Annotated in this window: 13 protein-coding genes; 7 read left to right on the plus strand and 6 right to left on the minus strand. The window is 42.9% G+C overall.

Translation table 11 applies throughout. The features are described from left to right. Positions 1 to 206 precede the first annotated feature (206 nt). Complete coding sequence (locus NIE32_RS09185) at positions 207 to 2198, plus strand: beta-glucoside-specific PTS transporter subunit IIABC (protein ID WP_253076595.1); 1992 nt, start codon at positions 207 to 209, stop codon at positions 2196 to 2198. Between the two features lie 341 nt (positions 2199 to 2539). Here the strand turns inward: NIE32_RS09185 and NIE32_RS09190 are convergent, their stop codons facing one another. Beyond that, positions 2540 to 3523 (minus strand): bile acid:sodium symporter family protein, encoded by a 984-nt coding sequence (locus tag NIE32_RS09190; protein WP_253076596.1) that lies wholly within the window; start codon positions 3521 to 3523, stop codon positions 2540 to 2542. A gap of 86 nt (positions 3524 to 3609) precedes the next feature. After that, positions 3610 to 5337: a dihydroxy-acid dehydratase gene (ilvD, locus tag NIE32_RS09195; protein WP_253076597.1), complete on the minus strand. Its 1728-nt coding sequence runs from the start codon at positions 5335 to 5337 to the stop codon at positions 3610 to 3612. Between the two features lie 647 nt (positions 5338 to 5984). Between ilvD and NIE32_RS09200 the strand changes: the two genes are divergently transcribed. The 3 genes from NIE32_RS09200 (at position 5985) to NIE32_RS09210 (ending at position 8826) form a co-directional block, all read left to right on the plus strand. After that, positions 5985 to 6770 (plus strand): PHP domain-containing protein, encoded by a 786-nt coding sequence (locus NIE32_RS09200; protein WP_253076598.1) that lies wholly within the window; start codon positions 5985 to 5987, stop codon positions 6768 to 6770. 167 nt (positions 6771 to 6937) lie between these two features. Next, positions 6938 to 8236 carry an HD domain-containing protein gene (locus NIE32_RS09205; RefSeq protein WP_253076599.1) on the plus strand — a complete coding sequence of 433 codons (1299 nt, stop codon included), beginning with the start codon at positions 6938 to 6940 and terminating at the stop codon, positions 8234 to 8236. A gap of 71 nt (positions 8237 to 8307) precedes the next feature. Continuing rightward, positions 8308 to 8826, plus strand: coding sequence for a YwgA family protein (locus NIE32_RS09210; protein WP_253076600.1), 519 nt, complete (start codon positions 8308 to 8310; stop codon positions 8824 to 8826). 97 nt (positions 8827 to 8923) lie between these two features. On the opposite strand, the gene NIE32_RS09215 is transcribed toward NIE32_RS09210, so the two are convergent. The 3 genes from NIE32_RS09215 to NIE32_RS09225 form a co-directional block, all read right to left on the minus strand. After that, complete coding sequence (locus tag NIE32_RS09215; protein WP_253076601.1) at positions 8924 to 9151, minus strand: YdbC family protein; 228 nt, start codon at positions 9149 to 9151, stop codon at positions 8924 to 8926. A 44-nt stretch (positions 9152 to 9195) separates the two neighbouring features. Continuing rightward, a complete protein-coding gene (locus NIE32_RS09220; protein WP_253076602.1) occupies positions 9196 to 9426 on the minus strand; it encodes a hypothetical protein in 231 nt (76 codons plus the stop codon). Positions 9427 to 9604: 178 nt separating this feature from the next. Next, on the minus strand, positions 9605 to 10789 hold the full coding sequence (locus NIE32_RS09225) for a glutathione synthase (RefSeq protein WP_253076603.1): 1185 nt from the start codon (positions 10787 to 10789) through the stop codon (positions 9605 to 9607). A gap of 259 nt (positions 10790 to 11048) precedes the next feature. On the opposite strand from NIE32_RS09225, the gene NIE32_RS09230 reads away from it, so the two are divergent. Continuing rightward, positions 11049 to 11570 (plus strand): YwhD family protein, encoded by a 522-nt coding sequence (locus tag NIE32_RS09230; protein WP_290443554.1) that lies wholly within the window; start codon positions 11049 to 11051, stop codon positions 11568 to 11570. Positions 11571 to 11682: 112 nt separating this feature from the next. On the opposite strand, the gene NIE32_RS09235 is transcribed toward NIE32_RS09230, so the two are convergent. Beyond that, positions 11683 to 13731, minus strand: a complete 2049-nt coding sequence (locus tag NIE32_RS09235; protein WP_253076605.1) for a transglycosylase domain-containing protein — start codon at positions 13729 to 13731, stop codon at positions 11683 to 11685. Positions 13732 to 14061: 330 nt separating this feature from the next. Here NIE32_RS09235 and NIE32_RS09240 point away from each other — a divergent pair, with 330 nt between their 5' ends. Continuing rightward, complete coding sequence (locus tag NIE32_RS09240) at positions 14062 to 14496, plus strand: YwiB family protein (protein ID WP_253076606.1); 435 nt, start codon at positions 14062 to 14064, stop codon at positions 14494 to 14496. An 87-nt stretch (positions 14497 to 14583) separates the two neighbouring features. Further along, complete coding sequence (gene argS, locus NIE32_RS09245) at positions 14584 to 16254, plus strand: arginine--tRNA ligase (protein WP_253076607.1); 1671 nt, start codon at positions 14584 to 14586, stop codon at positions 16252 to 16254. Positions 16255 to 16363: the final 109 nt, after the last annotated feature.

Consider the following 16363-nt stretch of genomic DNA (forward strand, 5'->3'; position numbering starts at 1 on the left):
ATTTCTGAAAATAAATTTGACAATAAAATGTTTCTATTTTATACTAATTCAGTTCGTTTACTAGGTACATAGTCATCTACGGAGGAAAAAAAACGCGCATTGCATGGGTTAATAAATAGAAATTTTAATAAGGCTTGTTCACTCGATTTTTTTAGTATCTAGCACACATGTGCACATGTTAAAAATGGTTAATAGGAGGGCCTTATATGGGTAAAAAGGATTACACTCAACTAGCGGATGATATTGTTGCTAATGTCGGTGGACAAGAAAATGTAAAGTCATTAATTCACTGTGCAACGCGATTACGCTTCATATTGAATGATCAGAGTAAGGCCAATAAAGAAATGTTGGAGGATCTTCCGAAGGTTCTCACTGCGGTGAGTGCGGGAGGTCAGTATCAGGTTGTTATTGGTGATGAAGTAGTCCCTGTCTATGAAGCAATTATGAGTAACTATGGATTTACTGCTGCCGATTCTAATACCGAAGCAGTCGATGCTAATGAAACATCCGAATCGGTCAAGTCAGATCATTGGTTTGAACGGTTCGTTGCGGTTATTTCGGGCATCTTCACACCATTCATTTCAGTCCTTGCTGGAGCAGGTGTATTGAAGGGTGTAGCTATTCTCATTGCAAGTACACCACTACATCATGTCATCCCCATCTCTTCACCTATTTATATCATCATTAATACGCTGGCAAGCGGTGTGTTCACGCTACTTCCGATCTTCATTGCGATTACAGCAGCAGATAAATTCAACACGAATAAGTTTATAGCCGTTGCTTTGGCAGCCGCAATGGTTTATCCATTGACGGATACCCAAATACCTAATGTAGCACATTTATTTGGATATGGCGTGGACTTTAAAACCTACGGTGGTGCAGTCATTCCAACGATCCTCGCCATTTGGCTTGAAAGTTACATTGAGCGGTGGTTTAAGAAGCGGTTGCCGGCAGTTACTCAACTCGTGTTTGTTCCCTTTTTAACATTAATTGTAGCCGGCTTGCTGACTTTTTTGGTGATCGGACCACTGGGAACCACACTTGGGACGGGCTTAGCCTACGGGTATAAATTTTTATACGAACTTAGCCCTTTAATCGCTGGCGGTATCCTGGGCGCAACCTTCCAGATCTTTGTCATTTTCGGGTTGCACTGGGGCATATTACCCATTTCGATGATTAACATTCAGACTTATGGTTATGACACATTGCTTGCTGTAATGATGGTTGCTGTTGCCGGACAATTTGGAGCGGTGACCGGTGCAGTGTTTCGAGCAAAGAAAGCAAAAAATAAAGAGATTGCTTTTTCAGCAGCGATTAGCGGATTTTTTGGAATCACAGAGCCGGCCATTTATGGAATAAATTTAAAGTATAAAAAAGGATTCATTTTTGGACTTGTAGGCGGTGCAGTTGGTGGAGCATTAATTAGTGCGGCAGGGGTAAAATGCTTTCAATACACGCCAATCATGAACGTATTTGAATTTCCACTCTTTATCGGGAAGAATTCAAGTATTGTCTTGGCGATCATTTCCTTTTTCGTTGCATGGCTGACTTCATTTCTGCTTGTACTCATCTTAGGGTTTAATGAAAATAATTCGGAAAAGCTTTTTGCAAAGGTTACTTCAGGAAAGAAGAGCTTGACAGAGAAAAAGACAGCTAAGCTCGGGTTGGTCGATGAGGATGAAGCGGCAGCTGCGATAGAGGTCCAAGAGGAACCGGTCGTAGATACATCGAATCTAACGTTGACGGATACAGTATTCAGTCCAATCGAAGGCCACCCAGTGCCGTTGAAGTCGGTGGATGATCCAGTGTTCAGCTCGGGAGCTATGGGAAGCGGAGCTGCGGTTGTTCCTTCTGAAGGGACTTGTGTAGCACCTGTAAATGGCGAGATCACAGTCGCGTTTCCAACTGGACATGCCTATGGGATTAAATCGGAATCAGGCGCAGAAATATTGATTCATATCGGTATTAATACGGTTGAACTTAAAGGACAGTACTTTTATCCGAAAGTAGAAAATGGAACGAAAGTAAAAAAAGGTGACATTCTGACACTTTTTGAACCAGATAAGATAAAAGAGGCGGGTTATGACACGACAACAATGGTCATTGTGACGAATGCCAATGATTATGGAGCCGTTGTTCCAAACTTAAAGGAAGATGCTCGTGCAGAAAAAGCGTTAATTCAAATCTATAATAAATAATGTAGATAATAAAAAGATGTGTGATGATGCGTTTGTCATCACACATCTTTTCGTTCATCAGATTCATTCCCGTTGTTTTCGTCTAAATTTTTCTATGAAGCATGCGCACTGTTTAAAATGAATGACTCATCCAAATGGCACGGCTGCAGGCGACCTGAATCACCTTTATGCTTTAAGAAAAAGCTCCCGTCCACATTATGTGAACGGGAGCTTTTTCAAGAACGCATTTGGTGATGAAACGAAACCATCTTACGAAGAGTTGTGTCAATATAATTTTGTATTTTCTGAAATATTTGTTTTTATGAGTTGCCGAATTCTTCAATGAAGTGTAGCGGGTACGATCAGTTTGCTGTACTTGCAGCAGCATCAACATCCGTGTTCTTCACATCAGTCTCTTTTTTTCCTGCCCAGAAAGAGGCGAGAAGAGACCCGGACATGTTGTGCCAGATGCTAAACAGGGTAGCAGGAATAGCGGCAACCGGCGAGAAAAAGGCAATAGCCAGTGCGACACCGAGCGCTGAGTTCTGCATGCCAACTTCGAATGTAATTGCGCGGCTTTTGAGATGATCCATGCCGAGCAAGCGGCTGAAAAAGAAACCTAATGAGTAGCCAAGAAGATTATGCAGGATCACAACAGGTATAATCACTAACGTGCTAGCTGTCAACAAGTCACCATTTTTGTTAGAAGCTGCAACAACACCACCGGCGATCAGGATAATAGCGACAGTCGATACGAGTGGCAGTGCAGCGGTCACTTTGTGCACCTTCTTGCCAAAGAAGGTATTAACCAAAACACCAAGAACGATTGGCACAATCACAATCTCCACGACACTGACAAAAAGTGAGCTTGTCGGAATCTTTACCCAATGACCCGCTAAGAGCCAAAGCATAAGAGGGAGCATTACAGGGGCAATCAGAGTTGAAACAGCGCCAATCGAAACACCGAGTGCAACGTCGCCTTTTGCCAGAAAACACATAACATTGGAAGCCGTACCACTTGGACAGCAGCCGACGAGGATGACGCCAACAGCAACGGCCGGAGGAAGATGAAATGCAAAACAAAGGGCGAAAGCAACGAGTGGCATGATGAGATAGTGGGCACAAACGCCAATGATGACATCTTTAGGACGCTTGAAAACAGCAGCAAAATCAGATTTTTTCAAGGTCATGCCCATCCCAAACATGATTATGCCGAGGAGATCGTTGACATAAGGAAGTACCCAAGTGATCAGATTTGGCTGAAAATAGCTGACAGCTGCCGCTGCCAAAACGAAGAGTGCGAAATACTTGCCCAAGAACTGTCCTGTTGAAACAACAACTTTCATAATGCAACATCCTTTCCATTTTCGTATCTCTTTAAGTTTTTTTATTAAAGCAGGGTGATCTTCTGTTTTTTTCAATCACCGCTTTATCACTGGACAGGGTCTGTTTCTTTCTCTGTTTGCTCTGCCTGAGCCCATGCTTCAGGCAGACGCATCACACCACCTGTATGGGCGGAAGTGACAAGCGCAGCATAACGCGCGAGATAACCTGAGCGAACCTTTGGCACAAAAGGTTTTAATAATTTGCGTCGTTCCTTAAGTTCGGCATCAGTCACATCGAGATGTACGGTTCGTGCTAACAGATCAATGGTGATCTGGTCTCCATCCTGAACAAGCGCGATCGGTCCGCCGGCTGCGGCTTCTGGTGATACATGGCCAACAGAAAGTCCACGCGTCGCTCCGGAAAAACGTCCATCGGTGATCAGAGCGACATCTTTGCCAAGGCCACGTCCGACAATTGATGAAGTCGGTGCCAGCATTTCCGGCATACCCGGGCCGCCTTTTGGCCCCTCATAGCGGATGACGACAACATGTCCCTTGTGGACGGTATGATTGTCGATCGCCTCGACTGCTTCATCGTGAGAATTGAAACAAATGGCTTCGCCTGAAAATGTTTTGACCGAAGGATCAACACCACCAACTTTAATGACCGCTCCTTTTGGCGCAATGTTTCCGAAGAGAACAGATAACCCACCGGTTTTACTGTAAGCCTCATCCAGTGGATGAATGACTTTTGGGTTTTTGATGTGTGCATCGGCGACATTTTCTCTAAGTGTTTGCCCGGAAACGGTGATTCGATCCGGGTGAATGACATCGCCTATGTCGGCAAGCGTTTTGATAATTGCGGAAATGCCTCCTGCTTCATGAACATCCTGCATCGAGAATGAAGAACTTGGAGCTATTTTTGCGAGGTAGGGCACTTTTTCCGCCACTTGATTAATTCGATCGAGATCATAGTCGATGCCGGCTTCGGAAGCCACAGCAAGCATGTGCAGCACGGTATTGGTAGATCCGCCCATTGCCATGTCGAGTGCGAATGCATCATCTACTGCTTCGGGGGTGATAATATCCCTTGGACGGACATTGTTTTTTACGAGATCCATTAATTTTAAGGCGGATTGCTTGATCAGATCACGCCTTTCTTCGGACACCGCAAGAGCTGTTCCATTTCCGGGGAGGGCGACACCGAGCATTTCCATTAAGCAGTTCATTGAATTAGCAGTAAACATGCCTGCACAGGAACCACAGGTCGGACAGGCGGAGGCTTCAAGATCCAGAAATTGTTCTTTTGTGATTTGCCCTTCTTTAAAAGCTCCTACGCCTTCAAATACGGATGAGAGCGTCAGTGCTTTCCCCTGAGCGGACAGTCCCGCTTTCATTGGTCCTCCGGAACAGAAGATAGCAGGTACATTCGTTCGAACAGCAGCAAGCAGCATTCCTGGGGTGATTTTATCGCAGTTTGGGATGTAGAATACCCCGTCGAACCAGTGCGCGTTAATCATCGTCTCAGCTGCATCCGCAATCAGTTCACGGCTTGGTAGAGAATACCGCATGCCAATATGGCCCATAGCGATGCCATCGTCAACACCGATTGTGTTAAATTCGAACGGAATCCCGCCAGCATCACGAATTGCTTGCTTGGCGACATCTGCCAATTCTCTTAAATGAACATGTCCTGGGACAATGTCTACATAGGAGTTGCATACCGCAATAAACGGTTTATGCATATCCTCTTCATTTCGTACAATACCAGTAGCGCGTAACAAGCTTCGTGCCGGTGCACGATCCACACCTTTCTTAATTTCATCACTTCTCAATAGTGCTCATCCTTTCTGTAAAATGAAAATTTGTGGCATTAAAAAACTCCCATTTGATATACAAATGGGAGTTTTGTCCGGCTCCCATTTAACGCCAATGAGGACCCGGACAATCGTGTTTAATTTTCAACGATTGCCTAGGCCCTAAATAATAATGACGACTCGTAAATGGGATTGGAATGACATAATAATCAGCCTCTTCAAAAAAATTAGAATTGGTTTTTTGCGTGGTCTCAAATATAGCACTCGATTTTTTATCCGTCAACAGTGGTTTTTAAAAGTTCATTGGGGGAGAGGGGCACTTGTACGGGATTTATGATCCAAAAAAGGGGTAGAGAAATTAATTCTTGACATTCATTGTTTCAAAGTGTAATTAAATTTATACTTTAAGGACGAGTCTAGTGATGTTCTGGAGGAAATATTAGTGTGCGTATGTTTTATTCGCTAACATCAGGGATAGGAATTGATGTTTTGAAATAACCATATCGGCACAGTGATCATGGTTTCCTTTGTGGATATTTTTGTTCAGGCAATAGTTAAATCGTGCTGATTTGACGTCAAAACTGTGCACCCTATCGTTCTTGACAGACATATGTTTGAAGGATTTGTAAGTAAAAACGGACAGTTGAATGGAGGAAACGACCATCATGCCATTTGATACACACAATCATACGAAATTTTCATTTGATGCGGAAATGACTGTTGACGAGGCATTAAAGAAAGCAGACAAGTACAATCTAAATCTGGTACTTACCGAACACTATGATCTAAACGAGCGCCAAGAGAATGGATCTGCAGTTGATTTTGCGATCAACAATTATTTTGACACGTATTCATCCTATCGTGGCGATCGATTATTACTCGGTATCGAGCTTGGTTTGGATAACCGTAAGGATTATATCGCGCACAATCGGAAAATCATCGAATCGCATCCATTCGATATGGTCATCGGATCGGTACATAACTTGCAAGAATTTGATCTATATAGTGATCGTGCGAAGAACTTTCTGTCGAAGCAAGACTTTTTCACGCAGTATTTACTTTATGCGGAGCACACCATTCATCAAAATCCATACATTGACACATTTGCTCATATCGACTATCCGTGTCGCTATTTGAACTATAGGGATAATAGTCTTCGCTATGAGGATTTTCCTCTGCTTATTGATAACTTGCTCTTTACATTGATTGAAAATGACATATGCTTAGAAATCAATCTTCGACTCATCGATCAGGCACCATTTAGAGAAGGTCTTGAGAGTATTGTGCGCCGATACAAAGAATTGGGTGGTCGCTATGTAACCATTGGTGGAGATAATCATACTCCAGACACAATCGGTACGCTGTATCCACTTGGTTTGGCAATGGCAAAGGAGTACAGTCTCATCCCTGTTTATTTTAAAAATAGGAAGCGGATCATTGATGAGCTGTGAAAATCACGCATCGCGCAGAAGTACAGGTACACAGAGCACTACATTGAACCATTAAACCGATCAGATCATGCTCGGTTTTCAAAATCTATCAAAAAAGCTATAATAGTCGCAGTACCTTGACTTGTCCAAGTCGGGAATCTGGTCGAACGCAAAAGAGATAGGACGTGATGAACCTGGTGCGATCGTTTGAAAAGCTCAATGAGGAAAAAGTATTCAAAGATCCGGTGCATCGCTACGTCCATGTGCGTGATCGGTTGATCTGGGATTTGATCGGAACTTCTGAATTTCAACGATTGAGACGGATTCGACAGTTAGGAACGACATTCTTTACCTTTCATGGCGCAGAACACAGTCGCTTTGGACACTCACTAGGTGTTTATGAGATTGCCAGACGTATCATTGAAATTTTTAAATACAGGAATCATTGGGATGATTCGGAGACAATGGTGACGCTTTGTGCCGCATTGCTTCATGATGTCGGACACGGGCCATTCTCGCATTCATTCGAAAAGGTATTTGGCACTGATCATGAGAAGTACACACAGGAGATTATACTTGGCGATACCGAGATTCATCGACTCCTTGACATGCAGGGCAGTGGCTTTGCAGAAAAAGTTGCCGATGTTATTGGTAAAACGTACCCTAATCGACTGGTTGTCAGTCTCATTTCGAGTCAAATTGATGCTGATCGTATGGACTATTTGCTCCGGGATGCCTATTTTACAGGTGTTAGTTATGGGCATTTTGACTTGGAACGTATATGGCGAGTAATGCGCTCTCACGGGGATCAAATTGTTTTCAAATTGTCTGGAATGCATGCGGTTGAAGATTATATAATGAGTCGTTATCAAATGTACTGGCAGGTCTATTTCCATCCGGTGACGCGCAGTGCGGAAGTTATTCTCACACAGATTCTGCATCGAGCGAAAAGGCTTTACCAAGAAGGGTTTCATTTCAAGTATACACCGGTCCCATTGATTAAGATCTTTGAAGGAACGATGGTACTTCGTGATTATCTCAAATTGGATGAGTCTGTGATTATGTATTTTTTTCAAGCGTGGCAGGAAGAAAACGACGCAATTCTGAGTGACTTATGTCGTCGATTTATGAATCGGCGCCTGTTCAAATATGTTGAATTTACTCCGGAGCTTCTCTCAGCAAAGAATGATCTGATCGAAGCATTTAGCGCAGCAGGAATTGATTCGGAGTACTATTTGCAGGTCGATTCATCGTCTAATTCGCCGTATGATTTGTATCGACCGGGAAAGGAAGGTGCAAGTCAACCGATAAGGCTGTTAATGCCGGACGGACGCCTTCATGAGTTATCACGAGAGTCGGATGTTGTCGGCTCTATTACCGGCATGCGTCGAACCGACGTTAAACTCTATTATCCAAAAGATCGAGTAGTTGAGTTACCTGACCATTCATCTGCAAAAAAGAAAATAAAAGAGATTTTGGGCATCTAAGGAAAATGTAAAAAAGATAAGGAAATGCTTTGAAAAAGAGATAATGAGCGATACATGGGGGAACAAGATACATGTTGGAAGATCACGCTAAAATTGCATCTCTAATTCGTCAAGCCGGTGAAATCTCAGGGGGCAAGAAGCTTCAGAGAATCGTCTACATACTTCAGAAACTGGGCTATCCTTTTAAACAAATCTTTCATTTTCATTTCTCCGGTCCTTACTCAGAAGAACTTTCGGTTCAGCTTGAAGAGTTATGTGATTTCGGGTTTTTGGTCGAAACGAGAGAAGAAAAAGGCGAAGAGGAACGATTTCGATATCGACTCTCAGAAGCGGGAGAAGGCTTTCTTTCGCATTATAAAAACGTATTACCAGACATGAAAAATCTTACGCAAAAGTTGATTGACCAGAACGCTCAGTTTCTTGAATGTGTAGCTTTGTTGCTCTATTTTGATCACTTGCCGCACCGTGAAGCAATCGAGAAGATTAAATCGATTGAACAAAAGCCAATAGGTTCAGACCTTGACTGTGCTACGCTGTTTATTGAGGAAATTCGAATCCTTCGATCGATTGACTACCCGGTTATTCGATGATCTGTTGACTGCTCTGTCCAATCGAACATAGGGTAAGTAGCATTAGATGAATGAATTGATATAGAACGAGAAAAACGGATGGCGTTTCGCCATCCGTTTATTCTAGTTCTTCAAGTTGATTTAATAGTACCTTCAAAGCCTTAAGATCATCAAGGCTGAGCGTGAGCCCTTTTCCCATTTTTTCACCGTCCGGTGCCCAGTCGCGTAGGTCGTATTTTGGCGCCCGCCCATTCCAACGAATGATGTTCAACTGCTTTGTCCAACCACTTGATGATTCTGTCAACGTCCCGATCTTTTTCACTAGCTCAAATTGAATAGTGCTCATTGTATACACCTTCCCTGTTTGAAAGAAAAAATGGAAACGGAGATTCACATCAGAATAAAATGTTCATGAAACCAAGAGTCACCGCTAAGAATTTCGCGGTTGTCGGCAATAATATGCGGTTCGCCTTCTTCATCTTGTGTGACGAGGTGACCTTCCTTATCCTGTCCTGCTATATAGAAATTGTTCACCTTGAAAAGTAATCGCTCTTCCAATAAGTCAAGAGGCCCTTCGACGGTCTCTCCATATACATTTTTAATGCATCTTACCAAGATCATGCGTCTCAAATCCTCCAAGGGCAGCCTGCATTTGCCCAATATCAAGAAAATGGCGCCACAGTATGAACTGGCGCGAGGCTTTTTCCATTCAATTGGACATTACTCTCCTTAGAATAAGCGTTGTTAGGCCTTTTGGCAATGGTCACAATGGTGCCCAGTTCTAATAGAGTTTGCTGAACTAGTAGGTAAAATGGCTGGAATTCTCATGGGCATGCTTCATGCGCACCGCCCATTTCATTGCTACATTAGGGTCTGTCTCTAATTGTCTTCGGATTTGCTCTGCATAACCTTTGGAAGGGTTTCTCCAGCGCAAAAGAGCTTCATCCAGAGCTTGTGTATAGCAAGCCGGAAATGTCTGCTGTTTCAGGAAACTTTGCAACGCGTGAAACATCTCATCCATTCTCTTTGAAAAAGAAGGAGAGACATAGAGCATTGTTGCCTCATTGGATAATAGTGTTGCTTCCTTCTGTTTTTCAAGGGTAAACACTGAATGCTCATTCTGTGCACACCAAAGTAGGTACAAATGCATCAAGTAGAGATCATTTGGATTAATGCCCTCATCAAAAAGCGGATTAAGATCCGAAATTCGTAATTCTACACGGCTTGCTTCCGGCGCATGCGTGAGGTCTTCATATCCTTTTCCTTTAATGCGGACGAGCTGATAAAGTTCCCGTGGACTTTCAATCACACCTTGATTGACGTACGTTTGGAGTGAAGCAATGTAGGCTTCAGGACTTGAATAATCCGGATAGACCGGAACTGTATTTTGATAGCCATGACTACTTAATCTGACAGAGCGGTAGTGAATGCCTTGCACGACTTTAGGACTCGCAGACAGTAAATACATCAGGAAATAACGGTAACGAGACGCATTAGCAACAAGATTAAGATAAAATAAGTTCCGTTCTTTATTCGATATAAGACCGCTTTTTTCCACTGAAAAATTAAAATGTATGCCACAATAAAGTTGTTTCGTTCTGCCGTATTTTTTCGATAAATAAATGCGATAGTCTGTCTTCTCTTTTCCTTCTAAACCAAAATCAGCGATTGGAATTTGATCATCAGGAGGAAGTTGATCAGGTGGACTGCTAAGCGGCCAAAGCAGTTCAGGTTTAATTCCTGAATAAATTACTTTTGTCAGTCGTTTTTCATGTGCCAGCATTTCGTGAATTGATGAAGCCACCGGGGTTACAAGTTCCAATTGACTTTCCGAAAAATCGGTTGTTATTTCAGAATTGGTGTGTTTGTTGCCGAATGCCTGAGGATGCGGCGTCAATGCTAATGTTCCATCGGCATTGATTCTTAAATTTTCCCGTTCCAGACCGAACTTTCCATGTACAGAAAGGGGCTTTTTGCTAAGCATAGCGGTTCCTCGCATTCTTTAAGGACTAAATAGAGGTTCACAATATCATTACCTCTGAGTCTATATGATCATCGGATTTGATTCAATTAATTTAATCTTTAAATGCGCATAGGCTCAGTTATTCTTGGTAAGGGCGGTATAGAAAGTATGATTAATGGAAAGCTGTCAATGGATCTTCGAAAGGCAAAAGAGCGTGAATGGTTTACGTATGATAAAATAGTTACAGTGCGATGAATCACTTGCTGAAAGGGTGAATGCGTTGGATATTTTTCATCAGGATGGAAAAAAATCAGGATTTAATATAATAAAAGGGGATTCTACGAAAGGACACGGAGGATTTGGTGCCGGTTTGATTAATTTAGACAACATGTCCCCTGTCATTATTGATGTAGAAGCTGGGACAGCGGAAGTGGATATGGGTGCACTTCACGCACGAAGCGCTATTGAACGTCGGATTCGTTTTTCCACGGATAAAGCAGATCTTCAGGGTGGCGGCAAGAAATACTGGCTTGTCTGGGTAAATACGGAAGTAACAAAAGAGGGGCCTCGCTACTCAGGAGCTGCTGCTGCGGAAATGATCATTCATCGCGAAATCAAGCGTGGTTATAAGGTACTTGCCGATCATGTGAACAAAATGGATAAAGCGTTAAAAGGGCATGTCGTTCTGGATGAAATGGATGCGGGGTCCAAAAAAGTGCTGCGTGATTTTCTGAAAAGCGTTGCCCCTGGTCAATGGGAAATGGCAAATCCTGAATTAAAGGCACAGTTGGAAATCAATTAATACGTGATTTCATATCCGGAGGTATAGGATCTTCTCCATATTGAGATATTGATTTGAATGTAAAAAAACGACCGAATTCCTTTATCTGCAAGGGATTCGGTCGTTTTTCAATTTATTTCCACCAGTGAAAGAGACGATTGAACAGTGAATGATGTGTTTTCTTCTCTGTTGAATGATTCAAGGACTTTTTGTTTATTTCTTCGCAATAGACTGTGGGTTCGGTACCTTTGACAAAATAGGTTGGTCGTCCAACACAACCTTTACTTGCCAGTAAACCGCTTTTCGGATCAATACGGACACGAACCACTCCGTCCGGAGGATGAAACCGATTCTTCGGTGTACCTTTGAGTGCATCTTCGAAAAAGTGACTCCAAATAGTTTTGGCATAGCCGGTATCCGGGGAGGTGTTAATGGTTTCCCCTTTGTCGTAGCCTACCCAAACTGCAGCAACCAGATCCGGCGTGAATCCTGCCATCCAGCTGTCGGAAGACGTGGAACCGGTTTTGGCAGCTACTTTATGAGAGAGTGTGCGGGCAACCGGACTGCCGGTGACTTTCGTATAGCCATTTAATCGCTTGTCAAAAATGCCGGTCATCATCTGCGACAAAACGAATGATGTCTGGCGATTGAGCACTTGCTTTCTTTGAGGGTTCCATTCATAAAGTGTGCGGCCCTTGTCATCTTCTACTCGGGTGATTAATTCTGGTTTAATGCGTGCACCCTCATTTGCGAACGTGGCATAGCCGCGAGCAAGTTCCAAGACACTCACTGGCTTTGATCCAAGAGCAAGTGATGGGATTGGTGCCAGCGCACTGGTGATTCCGGAACGATGTGCGGCGTTCACAAGTTCTTCCATGCCAATGGCCAGATGAGTCTTTACTGCGAATATGTTGTCAGAGAGTGCAAGTGCTTGTTCCATTGTGATTGGCTTATTTGCATAATATCCACCAAAGTTATGTGGCGAATAATCAGAATGTCCATGGTCAAATGAAAATGAGGTAGGCACGCTTTTGAGTCGGGTTGCTGGCGTAAATCCGTTGCGCAATGCTGCATAATAGAGAAAGGGTTTGAATGCAGATCCAGGCGCGCGTTTTGCATGAGTCGCACGATTAAAGGGACTGGTTTGATAGTCTCGCCCCCCGACCATTGCAACAACACCACCATTTTTGGGATCTAAAGCAATAAGCGCAGTTTGTATGTTTGAATAGGCCGGGATCGTATGTTTTACCCAATACTCCGCCATATTCTGAGTCTCAGAATCAAGGGTTGTATAGACTTTGAGTCCACCAGATGCTAATGCTTTTTGACTAATATGTAGTTTCTCTGTGAGTTCATGCCGGACTGCATCTTGAAAGTAGGGCGCTTTTTTCACAGTGTTTTTTTCAGGATGTGCCAATTGAAGTGGCGCATTATAGGCGATTTTTGCACGTTTCTTTGTTAAAAATCCGCTTTTAACCATCGTATTTAGAACAATTTTTTGACGCATTTTCGCTTCGTTATAATGGAGAAAAGGCGAATAGAGACTTGGACCATTCGGAATTCCGGCAAGCATGCTGGACTGTGCGAGTGTCAAATCCTTAGCCTTCTCGTTAAAGTACACATGCGCAGCTGATTCGCTTCCATAAGCGCCATGTCCGTAATAAATTGTATTCAAATAGCCTTCTAAAATTTCTTTCTTCGATTCATTCATTTCAAGTCGCATGGTATAGAACATTTCAGAAAATTTACGTAGCCAAGTCTTATCGTTGGATAAAAATAAATTTTTGGCATATTGCATGGTAATTGTACTTGCACCTTGAGCCTTTGTTAAGCTACGCATGTCAATAAATGCTGATTGAGCAATACGACGAAAATCAAAACCATGGTGCTGAAAGAAGCGACGATCTTCAACGGCAAGTGTCGCGAGTTTGATTGAAGGTGCCATTTTTTCAATGTCTGTCCATCGTCTGTTTGTCGTGTCCCATTTACCGATGTACTGGTCATGTTGATCATAAAAGATAGCAGGACGGGAAGAAGGAATGTCCATTGGTCCGGCAATCTTCGCCGAAAGCAACAGGATAACGAGGCCGAGCAGCAACGTTATGGGTAGGCATGCTAAGGATAAAAGTGCCCATCGGATAAAGCGGTTTCCCCTTTTTCGGATTCTCATGTGACTTAGCATCGATCTGAACCTCCTCGATCCGAAAAAAAGACGAACGGAATTAGAACAATCTGTTTTACTTTTTTGAAAAACGTAGACAAATTTAGTGGAAAAAAGCATTACAGTTTAGTTTCGGGTGAATAAAAGTTCGTCTCATCAAGTTTTCTTTACCATTATGGATGAAGCGGCTATATTTTAAACATGAAGGGGAATAAAGGAAAATTCAGGTATAAATATAAGAAAATAATAGAATCCTAGGAAAAAATACCGATCTTAACCTTGCCCAGATAAAGTCAATATTTTATAGTAATATAAGTGTGAATATTTGCGGTCATGAAGGAAGGCGGCTGAATGAAGACGCGTGATGCCGAAATCGTTTTTACAAGTAGGATCGACAGCAATGAACAGCAACCGGGACAACTACAAAAAACGACGGCAAGATTAAATGGACGAATTGGCAAGAGCGCATCAAGCCTGTACCTGACTTATAATGATCGAATTGCTGAAGGTTATGCCGACTACACCATTAGAATTAGCGGACAAGAAGCATTGATCTTGCGTAAAGGTGCGATGCCGATGAGGCAACCTTTACGACTGGGTATATCAATGGATGGAACCTATGAAACGGCGTATGGGGTTTTGAGTACGACGGCAACTGCTGAGAAAATTGAAACGGTATTTGATTCTTCGACGCGTGCAGGTTCGGTTCGGCTTGTCTATGCATTGACCATGCAAGGTCAGAGTACGGGCATATGTACACTGGATTATCACTACAGGTTAAAATAAAAGGAACGGATAGGCACCATTTTCGTGGTCTGTGAATAGACGCATAAGAGTGGAACATAAAGCCGCTGATTTTTTGGAGGGTATATTATGACGATTGTTGAACAGGTCAAGAATCAATTAAAAGAAGAAATAATAAATGCAGTGATCAAAGCAGGACTTGCGGAGGCTGAAGAAGTACCGGATGTTGTCCTTGAAGTGCCGAAGGATAAAGCACATGGCGATTTTGCCACGAATATGGCCATGCAGCTCGCTCGGATCGCAAGAAAGGCACCGAGAAAAATCGCAGAAGAGTTGACCGGTAATTTTGATAAAGAGAAAGGGCATATCCGCAAGATCGAAATTGCAGGTCCTGGATTTATTAATTTCTTCCTTGATAACCGCTATTTGACAGACCTCATCCCGGCAATTATTGAAGCTGGCGATCAGTATGGTGCTTCGAAGAGTGGAGCAGGAAAAAAGGTTCTTGTTGAATTTGTTTCTGCGAATCCGACGGGCAGCTTACATTTAGGGCATGGACGCGGTGCGGCGGTTGGCGATGCACTGTGCAAATTGTTGAGCAAAGCGGGTTATCAAGCGGTTCCGGAATACTATATTAATGACGGCGGGAATCAAATCACGAATTTGGCGGTATCCATTGAAGCCAGGTACTTGCAGGCACTAGGTCAAGATGCCGACATTCCCGAAAATGGTTATCACGGAAAAGATATTATTGAACTGGCGAAGCGTTTGGTCGAAGAATACGGAGATGCATTGGCGAAAAAAGCGAAAGAAGAACGGATCCGATTCTTCCGCAACTTTGGTGTGGAACATCTCATGAGCGGCATTAAGAAAGATTTAGCTGATTTCCGTGTACATTTTGATCAATGGTTTTCAGAACGTTCTTTGTATGAAGAACACAAGGTTGAGGAAGCTCTTGATTTCTTGAAAAATAAAGGGGAAACCTATGAAAAAGACGGTGCTTTGTGGCTGCAAACCACTAAATATGGTGACGACAAGGACCGTGTATTGGTAAAATCCGACGGCAGTTATACTTATTTCATGCCTGATATCGCTTATCACAAAAATAAGCTTGATCGCGGATTTGAACAGCTGATTGATGTATTTGGTGCGGATCATCATGGCTATGTTCCTCGATTGAAAGCGGCAATCCAATCCTTAGGCTACAATCCGGATCAATTAACTGTCCAGATCATTCAGCTCGTAAATCTTTTCAAAAATGGCGAAAAATTTAAGATGAGCAAACGTACCGGGAAAGCCGTGACCATGCGTGAATTGATGGAAGATGTCGGTGTTGATGCTGCACGCTATTTCTTCGCCATGCGCAGTTCGGATAGTCATCTTGACTTTGATTTGGATCTTGCCCTATCACATTCAAATGAGAACCCGGTTTACTATGTTCAATATGCTTATGCGCGCATCAGCAGTATGCTCAAACGTGCAGAACAATTCGAACAAGGGAACGTTGCTGAACTCGATTTAAGCTTACTCTCTGGTGAAAAGGAAATTGACCTATTAAAGAAGTTAGGTGATTTTCCAGCTGTTGTTTCCGATAGCGCAGCAAAGTTGGCAATTCAACATATTCCTGCTTACCTGTTCGACTTAGCGTCATGCCTGCATAGTTTCTATAATGCGGAAAAAGTACTAGACGAGCGTAATCTCGAACTCAGCAAGGCGAGAGTAGCGTTGATGAAAGCTGTGCGTATCACATTAAAGAACGGTATGGAGCTTATTGGTGTCCATGCACCGGAGCAGATGTAAAAGGATTAAATAAGAAGTAAAAAACAGCCTCCAATTGCGGAGGCTGTTTTTTAACGAAAAGAAAGGATAAAACTTTTTGTTTAAAATTGCACCAAGATGTGCGACGTCT

Source organism: Sporolactobacillus kofuensis, assembly GCF_024125425.1.
Lineage (GTDB): Bacteria > Bacillota > Bacilli > Bacillales > Sporolactobacillaceae > Sporolactobacillus > Sporolactobacillus kofuensis.